Origin of the sequence: Actinoallomurus liliacearum, assembly GCF_039542035.1 — a bacterium.
In the GTDB taxonomy this organism is placed as follows: Bacteria; Actinomycetota; Actinomycetes; order Streptosporangiales; family Streptosporangiaceae; genus Actinoallomurus; species Actinoallomurus liliacearum.
Window position 1 is genome coordinate 176,383 of sequence record NZ_BAABHJ010000023.1, and the last position, 24,788, is coordinate 201,170.

The window sequence follows — 24,788 nt, forward strand, 5'->3', positions numbered from 1 at the left end:
CTCATGCACATCGATGTCACGTGCGGACCGGCCTATGCCGCCGCGGTCTGCCGGCTGGCCGCGGGTGAATCGGTCTTCGTCGAACGATCCTCCATGGCCGCGCTCTCCGGCAACGTGTCGGTGACGGCGACGTTCGGGGGCGGCGGCCTCGCCAGGGGGCTGACCCGCAAGCTGCTCACCGAGCAGACCCTGGTCGTCGCCAAGTACACCGCGAGCCGCCGCGGGGGAGGCTGGGTACGGGCCGTACCGCCGTTCCCGGGCGACATCGCCGTGCTGGACGTCGGTCAGACGGGCCCGCTCAAGGCGCAGACCGGCTCGGTCCTCGCCTATGCCCCCACAGTGGACGTCACGACCCGTTCGTCCGGTACGACCCCGCTTCTCATGCATGAGGGGCTGACCGCGGTCGGCCTCACCGGCACCGGCCAGGTCGCCCTCGCCACGTACGGCGGCATCGAGCACATCGAGGTCCCGCGCGGAGAGCACCTGATCGTCGACTCCGGGCACCTGGTGGCGTGGTCCGCGGGGATGAAGATGAAGAGCGGGCCGCTCGGCGGACCGCTCAAGGCCGTGCTCACCGGTGAGCTGTGGGTCGGCGAGTTCCACGGCCCCGGCCACGTGCTGATCCAGAGCCGGGCGGCGGCCACTCTGCGCGGCTGGCTGTTCCCCGAGGGGAACAACGCCCATGTATGAGGTCGGAGACGCCGGCGGTTACGTCAGCCGGCAGAAGTGGAAGCGGCGCGGAGAGGGCACCCTGTACGGGGCCGCGGCGGTGGTGCTGGCCCTCGTCACGGTCGGCTCTCTCATCGGGGCCGTGTACACCGGCGTCGCCCCACTGCGGGCGCTGGCGGTCGTCGTCGCGGTGGCCGCGGCCGGCGGCTGCTGGTACACGTGGGCGTCTTCCCGGCGGGTGCTGCGGCAGGCGGGCAAGGCCGCGATCGGCGCCCGCTCCGAGCGGGAGGTACGGACGGTGATCCGCCGCACCGGCTCGATCGCGGCGGGGTACTCGATCAAGCTCGCGGACCGGGGTGGTGACTGCGACGCGGTCGTCTTCACCGCGACCGGCGGTGCCGCGGCCGTCGAGGTGAAGACCGGGCACGGCGAGGTCTTCGTCGAGGGCGACACCATGCGGGTGGGACGGCGCGTGCTGCCGAAGAACCCGACCGGGCAGGCCGCCTTCCAGGCCCGGCGGCTGTCCCGCGCGCTCGGCCGCAAGCCCGTGCTGGCGGTCGTCTGCGTCCCGGGGATGATGAACCGGCCCTTCGCGACCCCGAAGGGCGTGTGGGTCTGCTCCGCCGACGACCTGAAGACGGTCCTGGACCGCGCCCCTCGCGTCTTCGACTCGCCCGCCGAGGCGCAGCAGACGATGAAACGCCTCTGGCACGAGAACAACCCCTGACGGACCGCCCTCTCCTGGCACCGGCGGCGTACGTCTGGGCGTGTGACCGCACTCGGAGGCGTCTCGGCACCCGAGCGGTAGCGGATGCGTCACGGGAGAGAGCGTCCCGGCGGGATCACGACGTTGTCGTCGTGTCACCGCCGGGACACCCAGCGCGTTCACCCCTCCCCGGTCAGCTCAGGGAAGGGCACGAGCGTCAGCTCGTCTGCGGCAGCAGCTCCTCGCCGTGGTACCGGAACGAGGTGAGCTGCAGGCCCCACGCTTCCGTCCCGTTGGTCGCGACGGGCACGAGCATGGCCAGCTCGTCCGCGGTGATCGCCTCGGGCTCCTCGAAGCTGAGCACGATCGTGACCGCGAGCTCGATGCCGTCGAGGGACATCCGTCCGTCCAGCTCGATGACCGGACGGCCGTCATGCACCTCGACCTCGTTCTCGGGCAGCAGTTCCCGCCCCTCGTGTTGCAGGGACGTGAGCCGCACGTCCTTGGAGGTCGCGGCCCGCGTCATGTTGACCAGGAGCTCGAGCAGCTCCTCGTCGGTCGGAGTCTGGAGCTCCTCGGAGCGGACGGTCAGCGTGAACGCGACCTCGGTGTCCTTCACCATCTCCCGCCCGGTGATCCGCACGGTGGCCGTCTCGGGCGTGTTCTGGGTGCCGTACATGTTCGTCTCCCGCTTTGTCGTTCCGCGCGGTCAGCGCGGGGCCGCTCGTTTTGGAGAGGCCGCCTCGTACTGTCCGGGGACGACCGGCTCCGGCATGCGAGGCAGAAAAACGATCACGGACCATTGCGCCGGAGACCGAACCGCGCACGGTACTTCCCGAGCGTGCTGCACGTGGGCACGAACAACGCAAAGGAAGGAAACCGACAATGACGAACGGTAAGGGCGGCTCCCAGGGCAAGGGCGGTTCCCAGGGCCGCAGCGGTTCCCAGGGCAACGGCGGTTCCCAGGGCAACGGCGACCACGGCGGCATGCCCGCCCTGACCCGCCCCCCGCGCAGGCCGGGTCAGTAGCGCTGACATCGGCGACGGGTCAGGCTCCTGACCCAGCCCCCTAGCACATCGAGCGGCCCCCCTCAGGGGGGCCGCTTCTGCTTTTCGGGGGCTTGACGTCGCGGTCGGGCGTGGAGGCCGATGGGATGCCGTGACGCCGGGCGATGGGGGTCCGGCGCGCTGTGACATTGCACTAAGATCACGCCTCTTCCCACCGGGTGATCTGATCATTAAGATCGCAACACAACTGAAAAAAAGAGCATCCGGCTCTTTGTCATCCATCCATAGGTGACAGGGAGCCGGCAGTCGCCTGAGCTCCCTGCACCGTGACAACGAAGAGAGTCATCAAATGTCACGTTTCAGGGCCGCTCTGCGCGGCGCTAAAACGCGGAACCACCGGTGGCGGGACTACCGTTTCCGGCTGGTCACCGTTCCGTTGCTGCTGCTTCGCGCGGCGGTGACGGCTCAGTTCAACCTCCGGCGGGCCATGCTCGCCGGCCTGGCAGCCGCTCTGATCTCGCTCGTGTGCTCGGGGGCTGCGGGGGGCAAGCTCAGCGCCATGGGCGGCGTGGTCCCGATGGGGGCCGTGGTCCCCATGGGGTTCGCGACGCTCTTCTCCGGCATTCTGTTCTTCAGCGTGGCCGCCTCGACCGGCAGGCTGCGGGGCAAGGACTCCACCTTCTGGTGGCTCGGAGTCGGCACCGGCGTCGCGAGCGCCGCGACGACCGTCGCCTTCGCGACCGCGACCGCGATGGTCCCGGTGGGAACGGTCGTCCCGATCATGGGGCTCGGCACGCTCGTGGTGATGATCCTGCACTCGAAGGGAAGGGGCTGGGTGTTCCCGGCCATCCTGACCCTCGGCGGGTTCGCGGTGTTCCTGCTGTCGTCCAGCCAGGGGCACGGCTCGTTCAACGGCATCCTCGTCGCCGGCCTGGGAGCGGTCGCGCAAGGGACCTTCACGTGGCTCTTCCAGAAGGCGGCGAACAGGAAGGAGGGCACGGCGACCGCGGCGATCACGCATCCGGTCTGCGGGGTGCTTCTCCTGGGGGGTGCCTACATCGCGTCCATCGTCACGGGGCACCCCCTCGACTGGGGATGGACGGACTGGCGGCTGTTCGGTCTGATCGCCCTGCTGGGCTTCACCTGGATGGCGCTGCCCACGCTGCTCAACGTCTTCGCCGCGAGCCGGCTGTCCGACTCCGTGTACGCGGCCCTTCAGCCGCTGGGGTCGCCGATCAGCCTGCTCGTGCAGATCGCGGTGATCCACCAGGCCACGTCGACCTGGCCGGTCATCGCGAACCTGTTGATCTTCGTGGGGGGTGTGTCGGCGGTCTTCCTCCTGGGATCGTCCAAGACCGAGGAGGAGAACGTCGCGGCCGAAGCGGCGTCGTCCGCGATGGGGTCCATGGCGGCGGCCATCGGCTCCGAGGAGGCCGAGAAGGGCTCCGAAGGGGAGGTGGTGGCCCCCGACCAGAGGGCCACGATCAGGCCGCAGCTCGAAGAGCAGATCATGGCCCGGTACGGCGGAGGCCTCACGGCCAAGGTGCGGGCCGTGATCGACAAGTTGAAGCGCTCGCGCGGAAGGGAGGCGGCCCTGACGGTTCCCAGGGCCACTCAGAAAACCGGGGCGGGCGACGAGGAGGACACGCGCCCCTGATGGGGTGTGCGCGAAGCGTCCCCGACGGGGGACGCACGAAGCGCCCCTGACGGGGGGCGCTGAACAGAACGGCGGGGAGACGTCCCCGCCGTTCATGCTGTCGGGCTACGGTCACGCGTGCTGTGCCTGCTCGTAGATCCGGCGGACGGCGGCACCGAAATAGGGCCCGTACATCGTGGCCTGGTCGTCGGAGTACTTGAAGCTGTTGACCGAGGTGACCACGCCCGTGCCCGTCGTGGCGTTGAAACGGGCCAGCCACGGCCCTCCGCTGGCACCCTCGGACATGTCGCAGCGCAACCCCTGGTCCTGGGTCAGCCGATGCGTGTCCGGATGGGGCAGACCACTGCAGTAGGCCAGCCGCTCGCCGTCGTAGTGGCCGCCCGTCGGGTAGCCGAAGCCGTACACGAGGGAGCCCCGCGGCTGGTCGAACGCGAGGTTCTGGGCGCCGACCACGTCGGCGACGTGGCGCCCGCCGACCGTCGCCAGCGCCACCATCGCCACGTCATGGTTCTCGTCGTGCCTCGCAGACCACGCGCTCGGCACGAACATGTGCCGAGCGGTGAACGCGCCGTACGGCCGGCTGCCCTGGTCGTACCCGGGCACGTAGATCCAGTTGCGGGCCCAGACACCGGCGGCGTCCTGCACGCAGTGGCCGGCCGTGACGACGACGTCGCGGTTGGCGCCGTTGACCGTGCCGGCCGAGCACACGAAGTCGGCGCCGTTGATGGTGAAGAAGACCTTCCCCGTGGTGGCGCGCACCGCGCCGGGCGAGGCCCAGGCCGTCCCGGGGCTGCTCTGTCCGGTGTGCCGGTCCACGGTGCCGGCGGCGGGGGCCCCGGCCGCGGCCGGCGGGATCTCCGGTCGCGTCGCGGCCACCGGAGTCACGTCGGTCGCCGCTGCCGACCGGAGGCCTGCGGCCGAACGCGGCCCGGCGACCGCCGGCTCCCGGCGCACCCGCTCGGGCGGGGTGAGCGCGCGCCGCATCCGCCGGACGGTCCAGTACCGCAGGGTCGCCGACCGACTGATGGCGATCACGTGGTCGGTCACCCCGGCCACGCCCGGCCCGGGCTGGGAGACCCCGGCGCCGAGCGTGCCGAGGAGGGCACCGACGGTGGACACGGCGTAGGTGATGCGGGCGGCCTTGGACATGGGTCGAAAGTCTGCATGACCGTTCGTGGTCACATGGTGACTTCTGGTAAAGCCATGCCCTCGATCAGGTGTTCTGTGCTTTGTCGTAGAGGGCTTTGACGGCGGCGCCGAAATACGGCCCGAACATGTCCTTCGGCGCCGCGTCGTACTTGAAGGAGTTGACCGAGTTCTGCGTGCCGGTGCCGGTCCGGGCGTCAAAGCCGAGGAACCAGGGGCCGCCGCTGGACCCGGCGGTCATGTCGCAGGTCAGCCCGACGTCGTGGGTCTTCTTGTCGTCCTTGGCGGTGCCGCTGCAGTAGACCAGCCTCGACCCGTCGTACGGGGCCTCGGCGGGATAGCCGAAGGCGTACATCGGCCGGTGGCGCGGCTGGTTGAACGCGATGCCCTGACCGCCGACGACGCTCGTCAGCGTCCGGCCGTCCTGCGGAGCCACCATCGCGGCGCCCACGTCGTAGTCGAGGTCCTCGCGGGCCTCCCACTGCGGAGTGGTGAGCGTCCGCGTCGCCGTCCACTTCCCGTACGGCGCCTGACCGTCGTGGTAGGCGGGGACGAACACCCAGTCCGTATGCCAGGCGCCGTCGAGCCGGACGCAGTGCCCCGCGGTGAGCACCGTGCTCTGGCTCGCGCCGGCCACCGAGTCTCCGGAGCAGGACGCCGGCCGCCCCGCGTACGTGAAGAAGACCCGCCCCGTGGTCCGGGCGACCTTGCCGCCGGAGGTCCAGGCCGCGCCGGTGGACGGCGCCGACGCCGGGGTCTCGGCGGGGCGCCCGCCCGGGACGGGCCGTCCCGCCGGCTCCCCGGCGACGAGACCGTCGAGCGGGAGGGCCCGGCGCATGCGGGCGGGCGTCCACCACCGCATGAGCCGCTCCCGGTCCGTACGGGACTCCGCCATCAGGTGGACGGCCGGCGTCAGGCCGCCGGTGTCCGGGCTCGAAGGCGACAGGCGCGGACGGCCGACGGGTTCGCCGGGTCGGGCACGGCCGCGGGACGGTCCGGGGAGTCCGAGGCCGGGCGCCGCCTGCGGCGAGGCGATGTCGGACGGGCCCGGGCTCCCCGCTCGGTCGGCGGGGCGTGCCGCATCGGCCTGCGACGCGGGCAGCGGGGGAATGGACAGGAGCGCGCCGGTGAGCACGGACACGGCCGCGAGGCGGGGGGACTTCGTCATGACCCTGGTGCCCTTCTGCGGCCGTCATGGGGGAGGCGGCCGCGATCGTGAGACGGTCGCCGGAACCCTAGCGCGAAGCGTGTTCGGTTGACTACGTACAGGAATCGCGACATTGCAGGGTCCATCCCGATTTGCGGGTGGGACCGGTAGGTCGGTGGGGGTCGGTTGGCCGGGGCGGACTCGAGGTCGGTCGGGGCCGGGAGGTCGGTCTGGGCCGGGAGGTCGGTCGGGGTCGGTTGGTCGGGGGATGCGCGTTGGTCGGGGGACTCGGGTCGGTCGGGGCGGACTCGAGCCCGTCGGAGGCGCGGGACGGGGGACAATGGGGGCGTGATGCCCGACGACAGCCCGTCCGCAGCAGCCCGCCGAGACGTCGTGATCCTCGGCTCGACCGGATCGATCGGCACCCAGGCCATCGACGTGATCCGCCGGAACCCCGACCGATTCCGGGTGGTCGGACTGGCCGCCGGTGGCGGCCGGGTCGACCTGCTCGCCCGCCAGGTCCTCGACCTGCGACCCGACGTGGTCGCCGTCGCCCGGGGATCGGTGGCCGAGGACCTCCAGCTCGCCCTGTACGCCGAGGCACAGAAACGGGGCTACTCCGCGGGGGAGTACCGCCTGCCCAAGCTCCTCGCCGGGCCGGGAACGATCGCCGAGGTCGCCGCCTGGCCGTGCGACGTCGTGCTGAACGGCGTGGAGGGCGCGGCCGGCCTGCGGCCGACCCTCGCGGCGCTCGACGCCGGGCGCACCCTCGCGCTGGCGAACAAGGAGTCGCTCATCATCGGCGGCCCGCTCGTCAAACGACGGGCCAAGCCGGGCCAGATCGTGCCGGTCGACTCCGAGCACTCCGCGCTGGCCCAGTGCCTGCGCGGCGGCACGCGCGGTGAGCTGCGCCGCCTCGTCGTGACCGCGAGCGGCGGCCCGTTCCGGGGACGGACGCGCGCCGAGCTGGCCGATGTGACACCCGAGCAGGCCCTCGCCCATCCGACCTGGGCGATGGGGCCGCTGGTCACCGTCAACTCCGCGACGCTGGTCAACAAGGGTCTGGAGGTCATCGAGGCCCATCTGCTGTTCGACGTGCCGTTCGACCGGATCGAGGTGGTGGTGCACCCGCAGTCGATCGTGCACTCGATGGTGGAGTTCGTCGACGGGGCGACGCTCGCCAAGGCGAGCCCGCCGGACATGCGCCTGGCGATCGCCCTCAGCCTCGCGTGGCCCGACCGGGTGCCCGACGTGGCGCCCGCCCTTGACTGGACCCGGGCGCAGACCTGGGAGTTCTTCCCGCTCGACGACGAGGCGTTCCCCGCCGTGCGCCTGGCGCGGGAGGTCGGCTCGGCCGGCGGCACCGCCCCGGCCGTCTACAACGGCGCGAACGAGGAGTGCGTCGCCTCCTTCCTCGCCGGAAGGCTGGCGTTTTCGGCGATTGTCGACACGGTCGCGCGGGTAGTGTCCGAGCACATGACCGCTCCGGGTCCGCTGAACAGGGAGGATTCCGGCGGCGGGCTCACCGTGGACGACGTGCTCGCCGCCGATCGGTGGGCACGGACGCGAGCACGGGAGCTGACGTCTGGTTGACCTATCTGCTCGGAGCGCTGGCCTTCGTCCTCGCGCTGCTCCTCTCCGTGGTGCTGCACGAGGCGGGTCACTTCCTGACGGCCAAGCGCTTCGGCATGAAGGCGACGCAGTTCTTCGTGGGCTTCGGGTCGACCCTGTGGTCGCGCCGCCGGGGCGAGACCGAGTACGGGGTCAAGGCCATCCCGCTCGGCGGCTTCGTGAAGATCGTCGGCTACACCCCGCTGGAGGAGATCGACCCGGCCGACGAGGCGCGGGCGTTCTATCGCCGGCCGGCGTTGCAGCGAGTGGTCGTGATCGTGGCCGGCGTCGTGATCAACATCATCCTGGCGTTCGTGCTGCTGGTCGTCCTCGCGGCGGCGGTGGGAATCCCGGACACCGGGAACGCCACCACCGCCGTCCGCCGGGTCTCACCCTGCGTGCCGGTCAGCGGCGCGGTCTGCACGGACCGCGACCCGGTGTCACCCGCCTCGGTGGCGGGCCTGCGGCCGCGCGACCGGGTCGTGTCCTTCGCCGGGACGCCGGTCCGCGACTGGAACGGCCTGTCCCGCCTCATCCAGGGGACCCGGCCGGAGGAGAGCGTGCCGGTCGTGGTCGAGCGGCACGGTGCCCGGCGTACGGTGACGGTCCGGATCGGGCGGCTGGCCGGCCACGGCTACCTCGGGGTCGAGCCGGTGCCGCGCATCCGGACGATGGGCCCGGTCGCGGCGGTGCGGTTCGCGGGCCGGCTCACGGGTCAGATGACGGTCGCGATCGGCGGGATCGTGGTGGACGTGCCGAAGGCGATCCCGAAGCTGTTCTCCCGCGAGCGGGCCAACACGCCGGGCGGCCAGGCGGGCAGCATCGTGGGCGGAGCCGAGACCTCGGGGCAGGTGTTCTCCTCCAGCGACAGCTGGCGCGCGAAGCTCGGCATGTTCCTGCTGCTGGTCTCCTCGCTGAACCTCTTCGTCGGGCTGCTGAACCTCTTCCCGCTCCTGCCGTTGGACGGCGGTCACCTGGCGGTGGTCTGCTACGAACGGATCAAGGTATGGATCTTCCGGATACGGGGCCGGCCCGATCCGGGGCCCGTCGACCTCACCAAGCTGATGCCGGTGACGTACGCCTTCGTCGTCCTGCTGGTGGGGTTGGGCGTTCTGCTGGTACTCGCCGACCTGATAAATCCACTCAAACTCCCCCAGTAAGCCCTCGCGTGTGCAGCATCCCCGTCGGTTGCCTAGGCTTGGGACCAATGCCGAGCACCCACTGGAAGGAGGGCGCGGCGCACCGGAGCGTGAGCTCCGCGCCGCGTTGCCGATGACCGTCGATCTTGGAATTCCGCAGGCCAAACCGAGGCCGCTCGCCCCGCGTCGCAAGTCGCGGCAGATCATGGTGGGCAACGTGCCGGTCGGCGGCGACGCGCCGGTGTCGGTCCAGTCGATGACCACCACCTTGACCTCCGACGTCAACGCGACGTTGCAGCAGATCGCGGAGCTGACCGCCTCGGGCTGCCAGATCGTACGCGTGGCGGTGCCGTCTCAGGACGACGCCGACGCGCTGCCCGCGATCGCCCGTAAGTCTCAGATCCCGGTCATCGCCGACATCCATTTCCAGCCCAAGTACGTCTTCGCGGCGATCGACGCGGGCTGCGCGGCGGTGCGGGTGAACCCGGGCAACATCAAGAAGTTCGACGACAAGGTCGGTGAGATCGCCCGGGCCGCCAAGGACGCGGGCGTCCCCATCCGCATCGGCGTGAACGCCGGCTCGCTGGACAAGCGCCTGCTGGAGAAGTACGGCAAGGCGACCGCCGAGGCGCTCGTCGAGTCGGCGCTGTGGGAGTGCTCCCTGTTCGAGGAGCACGACTTCCGGGACATCAAGATCTCGGTCAAGCACAACGACCCGGTCGTGATGATCAACGCCTACCGTCAGTTGGCGGCCCGTTGCGACTACCCGCTGCACCTCGGCGTCACCGAGGCGGGTCCGGCGTTCCAGGGCACGATCAAGTCGGCGGTGGCGTTCGGCGCGCTGCTGGCCGAGGGCATCGGGGACACGATCCGGGTCTCGCTGTCGGCCCCGCCGGTCGAGGAGGTCAAGGTCGGCATCCAGATCCTGGAGTCGCTGAACCTCCGCGAGCGCGGCCTGGAGATCGTCTCCTGTCCCTCCTGCGGCCGGGCCCAGGTCGACGTCTACACCCTGGCCGACGAGGTCACCGCGGCGTTGAAGGACTTCCCGGTCCCGCTGCGGGTGGCGGTCATGGGCTGCGTCGTGAACGGCCCGGGCGAGGCGCGCGAGGCCGACCTCGGCGTGGCGTCCGGGAACGGCAAGGGGCAGATCTTTGTGAAGGGCGAGGTCATCAAGACGGTGCCCGAGTCGCAGATCGTCGAGACCCTCATCGAGGAGGCCGTCCGGATCGCCGAGGAGATGGGCGTCGACGTCACCGGCGACGGCCCCGGCGCCGACGTCACCGTGTCCTGACGCCTTTACACACGTGTTTTACGGCCCTTCCGGAATTACTCCGGAAGGGCCGTCTCCTTTTCTGATGCACCGATGAGTTGCCTTGTCCGCCGCCAATACGGATGTTTCGGTATTTGTCACGATTCTGCATCCTTGATCCCTAACTCTTGATCGCCCCACCTGTCACACGCGCACAATGCCCCGGCATCCACCGAATTGCGGGGCTCAGTGGGGAGCCGCGCGGAGGAGGGGACCAGTGAAGAAGCTCGTAGTGGTCACGGCCGCGATCGGCCTGACCCTTACCGGCGTCGGCCCGGCGGTGGCCGCCGGCGGCTCCGCGACACCGACGCCCGCCCCGGCCGGAGAGTCCGCCCAGGCAGTGGCCGCCGGAATCGCCTGGACGCCGTGCCCGGACAACGACCCGATCGAGGGCACGAAACTGCAGGGCCTGGAGTGCGGCACCCTGCGGGTCCCGCTCGACTACGCCCATCCGCACGGCCGTCAGATCACGTTGGCGCTGACCCGTGCCAAGGCGACCGACACCCGGCACTACCAGGGCGTCGTCCTGCTGAACCGGGGCGGCCCCGGCGGGCACGGGCGCGACCTGCCCACCCGGTTCGCCAAGGGGACGTACGGCCTGCCGACGTCGGTCGGCGCGACGTACGACTGGATCGGCTTCGATCCGCGCGCCGTCGGCGCGAGCTCCATCGACGGCACCGGCAAGGGCATCATCTGCGACCCGTCCTTCCAGGCGCCCGGCAAGGCCCGGCCCGACTACACGCCGGGCTCCAAGGCCGAGGAGCTGGCCTGGCGGGCGAAGGCGAAGAAGTACGCCCAGGACTGCGGCCGGCGGTACGGCTCCGCGCTGAAGTACCAGACCTCCGCCAACTGGGCGCGCGACATGGACTCGATCCGCAAGGCGCTCGGCCAGCACAAGATCAGCTACTACGGCTACTCCTACGGGACCTACCTCGGGTCGGTCTACGCGTCGCTGTTCCCGACGCACGTGCGCCGCATGGTCCTGGACAGCGTCGTACGGCCCAGCGGGGTCTGGTACGACGTCAACCTCGACCAGGACGTGGCGTTCCAGAAGCGCTTCGAGATCTTCCTGACCTGGATCGCCAAGTACGACGCGGTCTACCACCTCGGCGCCACGCACGCCGCGGTGAAGGCGAACTACTACAAGATCCGCGCGGCGCTCGCCAAGGACCCGATCAACGGGCAGCTCGGCCCCGACGAACTGGACGACACCGTCCAGGCCGACGCCTACCGCGACTACACCTGGCTCGACCACGCCCAGGCGCTGTCGGACTACTTCGTCAAGCACGACCCGCAGCCGCTGCTCGACCAGTGGGGCGGCTTCCCCACCGACGACTTCCTCACCCAGAACAGCTACGCGGTGTACGACGCCGTGCAGTGCGTGGACCGGCAGTGGCCGACGAACTGGAAGAAGTGGGACCACGACAACTGGCAGCTCTACCGGCAGGGCAACACGTTCCTGACCTGGGGCAACGTCTGGTACAACGCGCCGTGCGCGTACTGGCCCGTGCCGGGCGGCACGCCGGTGAAGATCCAGGGCAAGAAGGGCCTGCCGCCGATCCTCATCGTCCAGGCCACGAACGACGCGGCCACGCCGTACGCCGGCGCGGTCGAGGTGCACAAGCGCTTCCCGAACTCCCGCCTGCTGGTGGAGAACGGCGGCATCAACCACGGCGTGGCGCTGACCCCGAACGGCGACACGTGCGCGAACACCCTCGTCTCCGCCTACCTGGGCTGGGGCGCGCTGCCACCGAACAAGCCCGGCGTGGACGCCCGCTGCCAGGCCCCGGCGCTGCCGGTGCCGGGCGCGACCGCCGCCAAGGCCACTTCGGCGAATGCCGACGCGGCGGCGATCGGCGAACACTGATCACTGAGTAGAGTCTCGAGAGCCCCCGGCCGCGTCGGCCGGGGGCTCTCTCGCAGTTCGCGGCGGCGCTCGAATCTTGGCCGGTCCTGGCCGGTCTTCGCCGTGCCCCCTCCGGCCGCGTCCCGGAATCACCACCATCGTGCGTACGCACGACGGGGAGTTCGGTCCCGGACTCCCCGTGTGAAAGGGGTTACGTGAACAAGCTCGCCATCACGACGGCCGTCGCCGGAGCCGGGTTGGTCACGCTGAGTATCGCGCCGCTCACGGCGCGGGCCCATCCCGCCGAACCCGCCACGGGGCTTGCCTGGTCACCGTGCACCGAGGAGAGCCTCGGCGGACTCGAGTGCGCCGCCCTCAGAGTGCCGCTCGACCACGCCGATCCGCGCGGAGCGCAGATCAGCCTGGCGCTGTCCCGCGCCCGGCACACCGGGACGACGGGCTACCAGGGGGCGCTGCTGGTCAACCCCGGCGGCCCCGGCGGCACGGGCCGCGACTTCGCGCTGCGCGTCGCGAACCACCTCCCCGCAGACCTGCGGGCCGCCTACGACGTCGTCGGGTTCGACCCGCGCGGCGTCGGCGGCAGCAGCCCCGCGCTCAGCTGCGATCCGGGCTATTTCAAGCCCGTACGCCCCGACTACGTGCCGCGGACGCCGGCGCTGGAGTCCGCCTGGCTGAGCCGATCGGCGGCCTACGCCCAGGCGTGCGGGCGGAAGTACGGCTCGTTCCTGTCACACCTGACGACCGTCGACGCCGTCAAGGACATGGAGGCCATCCGCGCGGCCCTGGGCGAGCAGCAGATCAACTACTACGGCGCCTCGTACGGCACCTACCTCGGCGCGGTGTACGCCACGCTGTTCCCGGCGCGGGTCCGGCGCATGGTCCTGGACAGCAGCGTCCGGCCGAGCGGCGTCTGGTACACCGACAACCTCGACCAGGACCGGGCGTTCGAGGGCAACATCAACGCCCTGTTCGCCTGGATCGCCAAGTACGACGCGGCCTACCACCTGGGCACGACCGCGCAGGCCGTCCGGGACTCCTTCTTCGCGGCCCGCCAGAAGGTCGCGGCCGTTCCGGCGGGCGGTGTCGTGGGCGCCGACGAACTCGACGACACGTTCCTGATCGCCGGATACATCGACCTCGGGGCGTACTGGCCGTATCTGGCGAACGCCCTCGCCCGGTACCAGGCCGGTGACGTCGCGTCGCTGGTCGAGGCGTACAACCGGTTCGGCGCCACCACCGACGACAACGGCTACGCCGTGTACAACGCCGTGCAGTGCAGCGACGTGCGGTGGCCGCGGGACTGGGCGCGGTGGCGCCGGGACAACGGGCGGCTGTACACCGCGGGCTTCCGCTTCGAGACGTGGGCCAACGCCTGGTACAACGCGCCGTGCGCGTTCTGGCCGGCCGGGTCCGGGCGACCGGCCGACGTCGGCCGGACGCGCGACCTGCCTCCCGTGCTGCTCTTCCAGGCGACGAACGACGCCGCGACGCCGTACGCCGGCGGGGTCGAGATGAACCGCCGGCTCGCGGGATCGCGCCTGGTGATCGAGGACGGCGGGCGTACGCACGGGATCGTGCAGCGCGGCAACGCCTGCGTCGACGAGAAGTTCACCGCCTTCCTCGCGACCGGCACCCTGCCGCCGAACCGGTCGCACTGCGCGCGCCTGCCCGAGCCGGTCCCGCCGTCCACGGCCGCCGTCCGCCCGCTGACCGCGGACGTGTTCCCGCCGGTGCTCCGCCGTCCGTAGCGGGTGACGGGAGCGGGTCCCCGGCGACCGGGATCGCCGGGGACCCGCGTTCTCGATGGCCGCAATCCGCATCCGAGGTGGCCGGAACCCGCATCCGAGGTGGCCGGAACCGTCGGGCCGTCACGATCGAACAACGGTTACTCGAGCCTCTTCCGTCCCTTTTCTCGCACCGGACACAATTCTTCGCATTCCTACCAGTGCGGGCTTCTCATGCGCCCGTACGCGAGGGGGTCATGTGAAGAGACTGATGGTCATCACGGCAGCGGCGGGAGTCGGACTCTCCGGCGCGGCGGTGACCGTTTCGGCGCAGGCGGAGACGACACCGGCGACCGCCAAGATCGCCTGGGCCAAGTGCCCGGCCGACCAGCCGTACCTCGACAACGCCGAGTGCGGCCAGCTGTCGGTGCCCCTGGACTACCGGCACCCAAGCGGCAAGAAGATCTCGATCGCGGTGTCGCGCCTGAAGCACACCGACACCACGCACTACAAGGGCGTGCTGCTCGCCAACCCCGGCGGCCCCGGCGGCAGCGGCCTGTACCTCGCCGGCGGGCTCGCGAACTGGTTCACCGGCGTGGGCCACGCGGAGGTCCCGGCCCAGTACGACATCATCGGGTTCGACCCGCGCGGCGTCGGCCTGAGCCAGCCGGCGCTGACGTGCGACCCGCACTACTCCGACCCGATCCGCCCGGACTACGTGCCGCACTCGGCCAAGGCCGAGGAGGCGTGGAAGGCCAGGTCGAAGGCGTACGCCCAGGCCTGCGCCAAGAAGTTCGGCTGGCTGCTGCCGCACCTGCGCACCACCGACGCGGCCCGCGACATCGACTCGATCCGCGCCGCGCTGGGGCAGAGCAAGATCAGCTACTACGGCTTCTCGTACGGCACCTACCTCGGCGCGACGTACGGCACGCTGTTCCCCAAGCGCGTGAACCGGATGGTCCTCGACGGCAACGTCGACGTCCGCGAGGTCTGGTACAAGGCGCAGCTGTCCCAGGACAAGGCGTTCGAGCGGAACATCAAGCTCTTCTTCGGCTGGATCGCCAAGTACGACTCCCACTACCACCTCGGCAAGACCGAGGCCGCCGTGGAGAAGAAGTACTACAGCATCCGGGCCGCCGCGTTCAGCAAGCCGATCGGTGGCAAGCTCGGCGGTGACGAGCTCGACGACACGTTCCTCAACGCCGGGTACAGCGTCGGCTGGTACGAGCCGACCGCCGACGTGTTCGCGGCGTACGTCAACAATGGCGACGCGGGCCCGCTCGTCAGCCTCTACACGGACTACATCCAGAGCGCCGACGACAACGGCTTCGCGGTCTACAACGCCGTCCAGGCCGCGGACGCCAAGTGGCCCCGGTCCTGGAGCAAGTGGCACGCCGACGCGGCCAAGCTCTACAAGCAGGGCATCCACTACAACACCTGGTCGAACGTCTGGTTCAACGCGCCGATCGCGTACTGGCCGTTCCAGGGCGGCCCGGCCCTGAAGATCAAGGCCAAGGACATGTCCACGGCGCTCCTCGTTCAGTCCACGCTGGACGCCGCGACGCCGTACCCCGGCGGTGTGGAGATGCACAAGCTCCTGCCGTCCCGCCTGGTGGCCGAGATCGGCGGCAAGACCCACGCCAACACGCTCAATGGCAACGCCTGCCTCGACGACAAGGTCGCGGCCTACCTGAGCGACGGCACGCTGCCGAAGAACAAGCCGGGCACCGGACCGGACGCGACCTGCAAGGCGCTTCCGGACCCCGTCCCGTCCGACGCCGCCGCGGCGGCCCGGTCGATCGCCCCGAAGGTGCCCGCCCGCCCGCTCATCGGGCGTCCGTGACGCCACGGCGCGGAGATCCGCGGTCCCGCTGACCGGGACCACGCGCGGAGGACCCTCGGCTCCGGCCGGGGGTCCTTCGCGCACCCGCCGGGGCAGTCGGGCGAGGCATGCCGCACCTGATTACCGATCTTGCCGGGATCCTCCCGTACCCTTACAAGGTGAGCGGAGCGAACGTGTCGACACGCCGGCCCGCTCTCCAACGCGCCGGATCACCCGCCGGGGAGAGAACGTGAGTCCGATGCTGCGCACGTCTCCGGTGCGCCTCCTGGACGACCGCAACCGTGCGGCGGTCCTGGAGATCCTCGACGCAGACCCGGTGTCGAACGTCTTCGTCGGCTCGCGGGTGTACGCCGCCGGCGTCGACCCGGCCCGCCTCGGCGCCGAGCTGTGGGGATTCCACCGCGGCGGGCGCCTGACCTCCCTGTGCTACTCCGGCGCGAACCTCGTCCCGGTCGCGGCCGACCGGGAGGCCGCGCGGTCCTTCGCCGACCGGGCGCGTTCGCAGGGACGCCGCTGCTCGTCGATCGTCGGCCCGGTGCCCGCGGCGACCGAGATGTGGAACGCCCTACGCCCCTTCTGGGGCCCGCCCCGGGCCATCCGCGCGGCCCAGCCCGTCATGTCGACGGTGTCGCCGCCGCCCGTCGAACCCGACCCGGCCGTCCGCCGCGTCACCATGAACGACTTCGACGTCCTCTACCCGGCGTGCGTGGCGATGTTCACCGAGGAGGTCGGCGTCTCGCCGCAGGCGGGCGACGGGGGAGTGCTGTACCGCGCCCGCGTGGCCGAGCTCATCCGCTCCCGGCGGGCCTTCGCCCGCATCGAGGACGGCCGCGTGGTGTTCAAGGCCGAGATCGGTGCCGTCACCCCGTACGCCTGCCAGGTCCAGGGCGTGTGGGTCGACCCGGAGCTGCGCGGGCGCCGGTACGCCGTGCACGGCATGGCCGCCGTCGTCACCGAGGCGCTGCGCAGCATCGCCCCCGCCGTGACGCTGTACGTCAACGACTTCAACACCCCGGCCCGCGCCACCTACCGCCGCGTCGGCTTCCGCGACGTCGACACCTTCATGTCCGTCATGTTCTAGAAGGTCTGGGCCACGGCCGTAGGTGCCTCCGGCGATCGGGCGGGCCAGGCGGCCGTCGGCCGGTTCGATCGGCCCGTATGGCAATGCCTATGTCACTTGCCGCTATTCCGAGAATCCCTCCAGCGGTGTCGGAAGGCGTGGAATAGGCCACCAATACCGAGATGGTTCCGCCGGAGACGGGTGCGACGTGAGTTGACTAGCGCAATTGCGGCGGATTGAGGTCGTCAGGTCGGTGTTCGACGGCATTTATTCATCTGATATCTGTTGATCTCGGCGTAGAACGGGACGATATTCTGGAGCCGCCTGGTGACAGGTCCCGCGTGCTCCGCGCCGGCTCGTACCTCCGGCCGGTATCGCCGACGTTCACCCGACAAGTCCGTCAACTATTGGCCCAGTGCTTCTCTCACAGATTCAGGCTGAGTACACCCGTGAAGATCCTATGTCTCGAATGCCGGGCCGTCGAATACGTTCTGCAATATCCCACGCAGTCCATCGTCGAGCCCGACGACGCGGCGCTATCGTCGCTCGCATGGGATAATTGCCTGTTGCTCCTCATCACGATCGAGCCCGGAGATCTGGAGAAGATCCGCCACGCCGCGAAGGCGATACGCCGGGTCTGTGCGAAGACCGACGTGAAATCCATTGTGATCAACGGTTTCGCGCATCTCTCGCATACATTGGCGTCGCCCGAGGATTCGCATCAGACCATCGTCGCCCTGCGTGACAGGCTCGTGGAGACCACGCCCCACCAGGTGGAGGTGACCCCATTCGGGTGGCAGAAGAGCTTCACGATCGACGTAATGGGCAACAGCGGATCACAACGGTTCATCCACGTGTAGAAAGTCCTTCGCCGTTCCATTGCCTCAGGACTCCTCTAGGGGCTCGCCGCAGCCCGGTGCCGTCACCCCGTACGCCTGCCGGGTCCAGGGCGTGTGGGTCGACCCCCGGAGCCGCGCGGGCGCCGGTACGCCGTGCACGGCATGGCCGCCGTCGTCGCCGAGGCGCTGCGCAGCATCGCCCCGGCGGTCACGCTGTACGTCAACGACTTCAACGCCCCGGCCCGCGCCACCTACCGCCGCGTCGGCTTCCGCGACGTCGACACCTTCATGTCCGTCATGTTCTGACGTCTGCCCGGTGCTGTCTTCGGAGACGGTTCGAATCAAGGTTCGAGTAAATGCGTCACCCTTAGCGATCGTACTGTAGCTTTAGGTGACATGCCGTCCCCCCGACATGACACGATCAACGAGATGTTCCGCGAGCGGCCGGAGCTCGCGGTGGAGTTCCTCCGCGAGCTCAAGGGCATCGAGGTGCCCGATGCGGTGCCAGTGCAGGTCGAGTCGAACGACTTCAATGACCGGCCGTCGCAGGACTTCCGGCCGGACACGGTGATCACGGTGGGTCCTCCCCAGGGGCCACGGCACGGGATAATTGTGGAAGTCCAGCAGGAGAAAGCCGATTCAAAGCGACGGCAGCTACCGCGGTATGCCGCGTCGCTGTGGCTGCTGTTGCGTCGGCCGGTGACTGTGCTCTGCGTGTGCGCCGACCCGAGTACCGCCTCCTACTACGCCGCGCCGATCGAGACCGAGTTGCCCGGCTATGTGTTCCGTGCCGCGGTGCTCGGCCCGGACGACGTGCCGGCCATCACAGATCCGGACGAGGCGGCGGCCCATCCGGAGCTCGCCGCGATGGCGGTGATGATGCACGGGCTACAGCACAAGCCCGTGGTGAAGGCATTCGTCGACGGGTTGGCTGCAGTGGAGCCCGGCTACGGAACGCAGTACTATGAATACGCTCACGGTATGGCCGCGCCAGCCGTCCGACGCATGCTGGAGGAGCTCGTGTCCGCAAAGACCTGGCCTGTCTACAGCCCCTTCGCAAAGGAACACTTCGGCCGCGGCAAGGCAGAAGGCCTCGAGGAAGGCCGCGCGGAAGAAGGGGTCCACGCCGTTCTCACGGTCCTAGAGACCAGGGGCATCGAGGTGCCGGAAAGCGCTCGTGTCCGCATCCAGGCGTGTAGGGATGCTCAGGAGATCGAAGCATGGCTCAAGCAGGCCGTCGTCGCGGAGACCGTCGACGAACTGTTCGGCTGAGCCGCACTTTCAGCGACGTGTTCGGCTGATCGTCGTCTCGCGCGGCCGCCTCAGCGATCGATCAGCTGTGTCGGCCTGCCTCGCGGAGCCAGTGGCGGGCTTGGCGGGCCGTGTGCAGGTGGATGACGATCACGTCCGGGTGGCGGGTGGCGCGTTCGGCGGTCGCCGCTCTTCTCCCGCCGAACTGTGACCAGGCCCAGCGGATGGGGTGGTCCGCTTCGAACCAGTTGCGGACGCTCTCCTTGTTGCCGTTCCACAGGGGGCGCCGGTCGACGGCGCGGATGACCGAGCGCCGTATCACCCGCCACATCACCGCGCGGCGCGGCAGGTCGAGCCAGATCACCGTGTCGGCGCGGTCCCACAACAGATCGCCGAGGGCGCGGTGGTACTGGTCCTCGGTCACCCACCGGTCCTGAGCGCTGAACTCCTTCACGTCGGCCTCGAACTCCGGGCGTGGGACCCAGCCCGGCCCGTGATGCAGCGCGTCCAGCTCGTAGCGGGGCAGCCCGTACCGCTCGGACAGCTTGCGGGCGAGCGTCGTCTTGCCGGCCCCCGAGATGCCCGCGATCAGCACCCTGTTCATCGCTTCGGCCACCGAAGAACGCTACCGGCCGCGTGCGGTGGCGATGCCGGGTGCCGGGGAACCATTGGTGCTAGGTCCGATTTCTCCGCTGATGGGAGACGACATGGCTGACGGCGCGCTCGCCGGCGTCCGGGTGCTCGAACTGTCCCGAATCCTCTCCGGCCCCTTCGCCGGCATGATCCTGGCGGACCTCGGTGCGGAGGTGATCAAGGTCGAGGACACGCGGAAGGGCGACGACACCCGGCAGTGGGGGCCGCCGTTCCAGGGGGACGACGCCACGTACTTCCTGTCCATCAACCGCAACAAGCGCTCCATCAGCGTCGATCTGAAGACCGACAAGGGCCGGGAGGCCGTCCAGCGGCTCGCCGACCGGGCCGACGTCGTCCTGGAGAACTTCCGGCCGGGTACCGCGGCCCGCCTCGGCTTCGGCTACGAGGAGCTGTCGGCCCGCAACCCCGGCCTGGTGTACGCCTCGATCAGCGGGTTCGGGCAGACGGGCCCGTACGCCGAGCGCGCCGGGTACGACCTCATCGCGCAGGCGATGAGCGGGATCATGAGCGTCACCGGGGCGGCCGACGGGCCTCCGGTGCGGATGGGCACGTCCGCGGCGGACCTCGGCGCCGGAATGTACGCGGTGATCGGGATTCTGGCCGCGCTGCACGCCCGCCGCTTCACCGGTCGCGGCCAGCACATCGACATCTCGCTCCTGGACGGGCAGATCTCCTGGCTGACGTACGTCGCCGGAAACCACTTCGCGACCGGCGAGACCCCGCGCCGGTACGGCTCGGCCCACCCGTCGATCGTGCCGTACCAGGCGCTGCCCACCGCCGACGGTCACCTCATGGTCGCCATCGGGAACGACGGGCTCTGGCGCCGGTTCGCGACGGCGGTCGGGCGCGGCGACCTGGCCGAGGATCCGCGCTTCGCGACCAACGCCGATCGGGTGCACCACCGGGAGGAACTGCTGGGGCTCCTGCGAGCGGCGCTGAGCTCCCGGACCAGCGCCGCGTGGGCGGAGGCCCTCACCGAGGCGGGGGTGCCGGCGGGGCCGATCAACACGGTGCCCGAGGCGCTGGATCACCCGCAGGTGCGCGCCCGGGACATGGTCGTCGAGGTCGACCACCCTGGGGCGGGCCGGCTGCGGATGGTCGGCTCGCCCCTCAAACTGTCCGCGCATCCGCCGGCCGTACGCTCGGCGCCGCCCGGTCTCGGCGAGCACACCGATGAGGTCCTCGCCGAGCTCGGCCTCGGCCCCGATGAGATCGCCGCGATGCGCGAGGAGGGAGCCGTTCGATGAAGATCAGAACGCAGCGGGACGTCGAAGTCGCCGAGGTCACGGTCGGCGACGGGCATCGCGGGAACGCGCTGTCCAGCGCGGACTGGCGCGAACTCGAGCAAACGTTCCGGCGGCTCGCCCGCGAGGCCGAGCTGCGGGTGGTGGTCGTGCGAGGCCAGGGCGGCATGTTCAGCTCCGGGTCCGACGTGCGGGAGTGGGTCGAGGCGGACGTCACGGACGTGGCGGACAGCTTCGCCGCCATGGAGGCGGCGTGCACCGCGATCGAGGACCTTCCCGTACCGGTGATCGCGCAGGTGGAGGGCGTCGCCGCCGGGGCCGGGTGTCAGCTCGCGCTGGCCTGTGACCTGCAGGTCATGGCGGAGAGCGCGCGGATCGGGATGCCGATAGCGCGACTCGGCATCCTCGTCAGCCCGGCCTTCGCCGCCCGGCTGGCCGTGCTCGCCGGGCCCGGCGTCGCGCGGGAACTGCTCTACACCGGGCGTCTCGTCCCCGCCGCCGAGGCCGTGAGCCTGGGACTCGCCACCCGTTGTGTCCCGGACGAGGAACTGGCCACGGCCACCCGCAGGCTCGTACTGGCCATCAGCCGCCACCCGGGCGCGGCCGTCCGGGCCGCCAAGCACGCGGTCGGGGCCGTGCTCACGCCGGCGTGGGCGGCGGCGAAGGCGCAGACGGGCGGGCCGCCCGTCGAGTTCGACGACTTCCAGCGGGGGATCGCGACCTTCCTCCGCGACCCGCGGGCGGCCTCCCCGTGACGGATCCGTGGCGGCCTCCCCGTGACAGGCCTGCGCGTGGCCTTCCCGTGACGGGACCCGTGGGCGGCCTCGCCGTGGCGGGCGTGCGCGCCGTCCTCGTGGGCGGCGTGCCCGTGAGACGGCTCAGCGGACGAGGACGTCGAGGAGGCGGTCGAGTTCGGCGGCCGGGTCGGCGGTGAGGCCCGAGTGGACGGGGCCGGGCTGGACGACGGTGCTGCGCGGCGCGGTCAGCCAGCGGAACCGCGAGCCGAGGGACTCGCCCGCGGCCTGACCGGCCCGCGGGCCGCCGCAGCAGACGCCGTCGACCGCCTGCAGCGCGGCGCGGACGCCGTCGACGTCGAGGTCCGGGGCCAGCGCGCGGAGCCGTACGTCGTCGACGTGGGTCCGGCAGCCGAGGAAGTCCTCGGCCTGGCAGTAGAGGATCACCCCGACGTTCATGGTCTCGCCGCGTTCGACGCGGGGGATCACCCGCAGGACGGCGTACTCGAAGATCTTCATCCCAGCCAATTCGGTCGGGCCGACGGGCGGTGCTCGGTCCGGGGCGTCGCCGGCCTGGCCTCGCCCACCGCGGGCAGCCAGATCTCCGGTGTGGCCGCGCGGGTCCCCAGGTGTGCGACGTACGCGGCCGCGACCTCGGCGGGGGAGCCGAAGCCGGGCTCGTCGGCCAGCCACTCCTCGGGGACCAGGGCGACGACCTCGCGGAGCAGGTCCTCGGTGACCTTAGGACCGAGGTCGCGGCAGGCGCGGGCCAGTCCGGCATCGTCGACGAAGGTCGCCAGCACGTGGTCGCCCGCGTCGTACGGCCGGGAGATCAGCTTCTCCGCCGAGGCCCACGCGTGGTGGAAGTAGAGACTGGCGCCGTGGTCGATGAGCCAGACGTCGCCGTGCCAGACCAGGAGGTTGGGGTTCCGCCAGCTGCGGTCGACGTTGCCGATCAGCGCGTCGAACCACAGCACGGCCGCGGCGAAGTCGGCCTCGGGCGTCCAGGCCAGCGGGTCGAAGCCGAGGGAGCCCGGCAGGTAGTCGACGCCGAGGTTGCGACCGGGGCTGGCCTTGAGCAGGTCCTGGATGTCGGGGTCCGGCTCGTGGCGGGCGATGACCGGCTCGACGTCCACGGTGACGAGGTCCGGCACCCGCAGGCCGAGGCGCCGGCCCAGCTCACCGGCGATGATCTCCGCGATGAGGGCCTTGCGCCCCTGCCCGGCGCCGTGGAACTTCACGACGTACGTGCCCAGGTCGTCGGCCTCGACGATGGCGGGCAGGGACCCGCCCTCCCGTAGGGGTGTCACGTAGCGCGTGGCGGTGACGTTCGGCAGCACGGGCCAAAGGTACCGGGCGTGTGGCGGCATGCGAGCACGACGTGCGCGCATGCCGGCCCCCGCCGCTGACGCGCACACGCTCCGGTGATCGGGAAAATCCTATGAACAGGGAGGTCGGCGTGATGATGCAGATGTCACAGACGGTGTTGACGCGGTGAACAATGCAGTATCTAATATATTGCATGCCATCTGACCGCCTCCCCCGCCTCGATCGGTCTCTCCTCCGCGACCAGGCGTACCGCATGCTCCGCGACGCGATCGTCGAGGGCGACCTCGCACCCGGCGAGATCATCCGGGACGGCGAGCTGGCCGAGCGGGTCGGGCTGTCCCGCACGCCGGTGCGCGAGGCGCTCGCCCGCCTCGCCGACGAGGGGCTCGTGGAGACCAAGCCGCACGCCTACACCCGGGTCACGCCGCTCGTCGTCCGCGACGTGCGAGACGCGTACGTCGTCGTCCGGGCCATGCACGAGCTCGCCGTGCGCGCGGCGGTGCCGGTGCTGACCGAGCGGCACATCGAGGCGATGCGCGCGGCGAACGCGCGGTTCGCCGCCGCCCTCGACGCCGGGGACGTCCCCGCCGCGCTGGCGGCCGACGACGAGCTGCACGACGTTCCCGTGGCCGCGGCGGGCAACCGCGCGGTGGCCGCGACGATCGAGCGGTACGTGCCGCTGATCCGGCGGCTGGAGCGGCTGCGGTTCGGCTCGCTCCCGGGCCGGCGCTCCATCGCCCTGCACGATCGCCTGATCAACGCGTGCGCCGCACGCGACACCGAGGCGGCCGTGGCCGCCACTGCCGAGATCTGGGCCACGCTCGGCGACCTTCTGGACAAGGAGACCTCGTGACGACACTGGACGACTTCCCCCGCGAGCGGCTGCTGTTCGGGCCCTCGCCCGTGCACCCGCTGCCCCGGCTGACCGAGCACCTCGGCAACGGGGTGAAGCTGTGGGCCAAGCGCGAGGACTGCAACTCCGGCCTCGCGTACGGCGGCAACAAGACGCGCAAGCTGGAGTACCTCGCCGCCGACGCGCTGGCTCAGGGCTGCGACACCCTCGTCTCGATCGGCGGTGTGCAGTCCAACCACACCCGGCAGGTCGCCGCCGTGGCGGCCCGGCTCGGCCTCAAGTGCGTGCTGGTCCAGGAGAGCTGGGTCGACTGGCCCGACGCCGTCTACGACCGGGTGGGCAACATCCTGCTGTCCCGCCTGCTCGGCGCGGACGTGCGCCTGATCGAGGCCGGGTTCGGCATCGAGTTCAAGGAGAGCTGGGAACAGGCCCTGGAGGACGTACGGGCCCGGGGCGGCCGGCCGTACGCCATCCCGGCGGGCGCGTCGGACCACCGCCTCGGCGGGCTCGGCTTCGCGAACTGGGCGCGCGAGGTGGAGGAGCAGGAGCGGGAGCTCGGAGTCCACTTCGACACGATCATCGTCTGCTCGGTCACCGGGAGCACCCAGGCGGGGATGATCGCCGGGTTCGCGGGGAAGGGCCGCCGGATCATCGGCATCGACGGCTCCGCCAAGCCGAAGGAGACCTGGGAGCAGATCGCCCGGATCGCCCGGAACACCGCCGAGCTGATCGGGACGGCGGTCGCCGACGACGAGATCGTCCTGGACGAGCGCTATCACGCCGGGACCTACGGGATCCCGGACGAGCAGACCCTGGAGGCCATGCGGCTGGCCGCGCGGCTGGAAGGGATGATCACCGACCCGGTCTACGAGGGCAAGTCCATGGCCGGGCTCGTCGATCTCGTGACGAACCGGGAGATCGAGTCAGGAGCAAACGTCCTTTACGCTCATCTCGGGGGGCAACCCGCGCTGAACGGATACAGCGCGCTCTTTCGCTGA

General features: G+C 70.7%; 23 protein-coding genes and 1 pseudogene. 18 read left to right on the forward strand and 6 right to left on the reverse strand.

Features of this window, described 5'->3' with window-relative positions; all coding sequences use genetic code 11:
• Nucleotides 1-3: 3 nt before the first annotated feature.
• Both ABD978_RS28900 and ABD978_RS28905 read left to right on the forward strand, forming a co-directional pair.
• The gene (locus tag ABD978_RS28900; RefSeq protein ID WP_345361471.1) at nucleotides 4-690 is read left to right on the forward strand and encodes a TIGR00266 family protein; all 687 of its coding nucleotides are present in this window, start codon (nucleotides 4-6) and stop codon (nucleotides 688-690) included.
• Nucleotides 683-1,396 (forward strand): NERD domain-containing protein, encoded by a 714-nt coding sequence (locus ABD978_RS28905; RefSeq protein WP_345361474.1) that lies wholly within the window; start codon nucleotides 683-685, stop codon nucleotides 1,394-1,396. Before ABD978_RS28900 ends, ABD978_RS28905 begins: the two co-directional genes overlap by 8 nt.
• A 196-nt stretch (nucleotides 1,397-1,592) precedes the next feature.
• On the opposite strand, the gene ABD978_RS28910 is transcribed toward ABD978_RS28905, so the two are convergent.
• The gene (locus ABD978_RS28910) at nucleotides 1,593-2,054 is read right to left on the reverse strand and encodes a hypothetical protein (RefSeq protein ID WP_345361477.1); all 462 of its coding nucleotides are present in this window, start codon (nucleotides 2,052-2,054) and stop codon (nucleotides 1,593-1,595) included.
• Nucleotides 2,055-2,260: 206 nt separating this feature from the next.
• Between ABD978_RS28910 and ABD978_RS28915 the strand changes: the two genes are divergently transcribed.
• Nucleotides 2,261-2,404: a hypothetical protein gene (locus ABD978_RS28915; protein WP_345361480.1), complete on the forward strand. Its 144-nt coding sequence runs from the start codon at nucleotides 2,261-2,263 to the stop codon at nucleotides 2,402-2,404.
• Between the two features lie 328 nt (nucleotides 2,405-2,732).
• A complete protein-coding gene (locus ABD978_RS28920; protein WP_345361483.1) occupies nucleotides 2,733-4,040 on the forward strand; it encodes a DMT family transporter in 1,308 nt (435 codons plus the stop codon).
• A gap of 111 nt (nucleotides 4,041-4,151) precedes the next feature.
• Here ABD978_RS28920 and ABD978_RS28925 read toward each other — a convergent pair whose 3' ends face one another.
• Complete coding sequence (locus ABD978_RS28925; protein WP_345361486.1) at nucleotides 4,152-5,189, reverse strand: trypsin-like serine peptidase; 1,038 nt, start codon at nucleotides 5,187-5,189, stop codon at nucleotides 4,152-4,154.
• 64 nt (nucleotides 5,190-5,253) lie between these two features.
• Nucleotides 5,254-6,354 (reverse strand): peptidase, encoded by a 1,101-nt coding sequence (locus tag ABD978_RS28930; protein ID WP_345361489.1) that lies wholly within the window; start codon nucleotides 6,352-6,354, stop codon nucleotides 5,254-5,256.
• A 330-nt stretch (nucleotides 6,355-6,684) separates the two neighbouring features.
• Between ABD978_RS28930 and dxr the strand changes: the two genes are divergently transcribed.
• The 10 genes and pseudogenes from dxr (at nucleotide 6,685) to ABD978_RS28980 (ending at nucleotide 18,997) form a co-directional block, all read left to right on the forward strand.
• Complete coding sequence (gene dxr, locus ABD978_RS28935) at nucleotides 6,685-7,926, forward strand: 1-deoxy-D-xylulose-5-phosphate reductoisomerase (protein WP_345362479.1); 1,242 nt, start codon at nucleotides 6,685-6,687, stop codon at nucleotides 7,924-7,926.
• On the forward strand, nucleotides 7,923-9,104 hold the full coding sequence (locus ABD978_RS28940; RefSeq protein WP_345361492.1) for a site-2 protease family protein: 1,182 nt from the start codon (nucleotides 7,923-7,925) through the stop codon (nucleotides 9,102-9,104). The genes dxr and ABD978_RS28940 overlap by 4 nt, the downstream gene beginning before the upstream one ends.
• Nucleotides 9,105-9,216: 112 nt before the next feature.
• Nucleotides 9,217-10,374, forward strand: a complete 1,158-nt coding sequence (gene ispG / locus ABD978_RS28945; RefSeq protein ID WP_345361495.1) for a flavodoxin-dependent (E)-4-hydroxy-3-methylbut-2-enyl-diphosphate synthase — start codon at nucleotides 9,217-9,219, stop codon at nucleotides 10,372-10,374.
• A 235-nt stretch (nucleotides 10,375-10,609) separates the two neighbouring features.
• On the forward strand, nucleotides 10,610-12,259 hold the full coding sequence (locus tag ABD978_RS28950; RefSeq protein WP_345361498.1) for an alpha/beta hydrolase: 1,650 nt from the start codon (nucleotides 10,610-10,612) through the stop codon (nucleotides 12,257-12,259).
• A gap of 194 nt (nucleotides 12,260-12,453) precedes the next feature.
• Entirely contained in the window at nucleotides 12,454-14,007 is a 1,554-nt protein-coding gene (locus ABD978_RS28955) for an alpha/beta hydrolase (protein ID WP_345361501.1), read from the forward strand.
• Nucleotides 14,008-14,242: 235 nt separating this feature from the next.
• A complete protein-coding gene (locus ABD978_RS28960; protein WP_345361504.1) occupies nucleotides 14,243-15,826 on the forward strand; it encodes an alpha/beta hydrolase in 1,584 nt (527 codons plus the stop codon).
• A gap of 238 nt (nucleotides 15,827-16,064) precedes the next feature.
• Nucleotides 16,065-16,907, forward strand: a complete 843-nt coding sequence (locus ABD978_RS28965; RefSeq protein ID WP_345362482.1) for a GNAT family N-acetyltransferase — start codon at nucleotides 16,065-16,067, stop codon at nucleotides 16,905-16,907.
• Between the two features lie 428 nt (nucleotides 16,908-17,335).
• A complete protein-coding gene (locus ABD978_RS28970) occupies nucleotides 17,336-17,746 on the forward strand; it encodes a threonyl-tRNA synthetase editing domain-containing protein (RefSeq protein WP_345361507.1) in 411 nt (136 codons plus the stop codon).
• A gap of 55 nt (nucleotides 17,747-17,801) precedes the next feature.
• Nucleotides 17,802-18,031: pseudogene (locus tag ABD978_RS28975) on the forward strand (GNAT family N-acetyltransferase); the annotation flags it as partial.
• A 123-nt stretch (nucleotides 18,032-18,154) separates the two neighbouring features.
• Complete coding sequence (locus ABD978_RS28980) at nucleotides 18,155-18,997, forward strand: RpnC/YadD family protein (RefSeq protein ID WP_345361510.1); 843 nt, start codon at nucleotides 18,155-18,157, stop codon at nucleotides 18,995-18,997.
• A 61-nt stretch (nucleotides 18,998-19,058) separates the two neighbouring features.
• On the opposite strand, the gene ABD978_RS28985 is transcribed toward ABD978_RS28980, so the two are convergent.
• Nucleotides 19,059-19,592, reverse strand: coding sequence for a P-loop NTPase family protein (locus ABD978_RS28985; protein ID WP_345361513.1), 534 nt, complete (start codon nucleotides 19,590-19,592; stop codon nucleotides 19,059-19,061).
• 91 nt (nucleotides 19,593-19,683) lie between these two features.
• On the opposite strand from ABD978_RS28985, the gene ABD978_RS28990 reads away from it, so the two are divergent.
• Nucleotides 19,684-20,877, forward strand: a complete 1,194-nt coding sequence (locus tag ABD978_RS28990; protein WP_345361516.1) for a CaiB/BaiF CoA transferase family protein — start codon at nucleotides 19,684-19,686, stop codon at nucleotides 20,875-20,877.
• Nucleotides 20,874-21,629: an enoyl-CoA hydratase/isomerase family protein gene (locus ABD978_RS28995; RefSeq protein WP_345361519.1), complete on the forward strand. Its 756-nt coding sequence runs from the start codon at nucleotides 20,874-20,876 to the stop codon at nucleotides 21,627-21,629. Before ABD978_RS28990 ends, ABD978_RS28995 begins: the two co-directional genes overlap by 4 nt.
• 123 nt (nucleotides 21,630-21,752) lie before the next feature.
• Here ABD978_RS28995 and ABD978_RS29000 read toward each other — a convergent pair whose 3' ends face one another.
• Both ABD978_RS29000 and ABD978_RS29005 read right to left on the reverse strand, forming a co-directional pair.
• Nucleotides 21,753-22,127 carry a DUF3037 domain-containing protein gene (locus ABD978_RS29000; RefSeq protein WP_345361521.1) on the reverse strand — a complete coding sequence of 125 codons (375 nt, stop codon included), beginning with the start codon at nucleotides 22,125-22,127 and terminating at the stop codon, nucleotides 21,753-21,755.
• The gene (locus ABD978_RS29005; RefSeq protein WP_345361524.1) at nucleotides 22,124-22,948 is read right to left on the reverse strand and encodes a HipA family kinase; all 825 of its coding nucleotides are present in this window, start codon (nucleotides 22,946-22,948) and stop codon (nucleotides 22,124-22,126) included. Before ABD978_RS29005 ends, ABD978_RS29000 begins: the two co-directional genes overlap by 4 nt.
• A gap of 182 nt (nucleotides 22,949-23,130) precedes the next feature.
• Here ABD978_RS29005 and ABD978_RS29010 point away from each other — a divergent pair, with 182 nt between their 5' ends.
• The gene (locus ABD978_RS29010; RefSeq protein ID WP_345361527.1) at nucleotides 23,131-23,790 is read left to right on the forward strand and encodes a GntR family transcriptional regulator; all 660 of its coding nucleotides are present in this window, start codon (nucleotides 23,131-23,133) and stop codon (nucleotides 23,788-23,790) included.
• On the forward strand, nucleotides 23,787-24,788 hold the full coding sequence (locus ABD978_RS29015) for a 1-aminocyclopropane-1-carboxylate deaminase (RefSeq protein WP_345361530.1): 1,002 nt from the start codon (nucleotides 23,787-23,789) through the stop codon (nucleotides 24,786-24,788). Before ABD978_RS29010 ends, ABD978_RS29015 begins: the two co-directional genes overlap by 4 nt.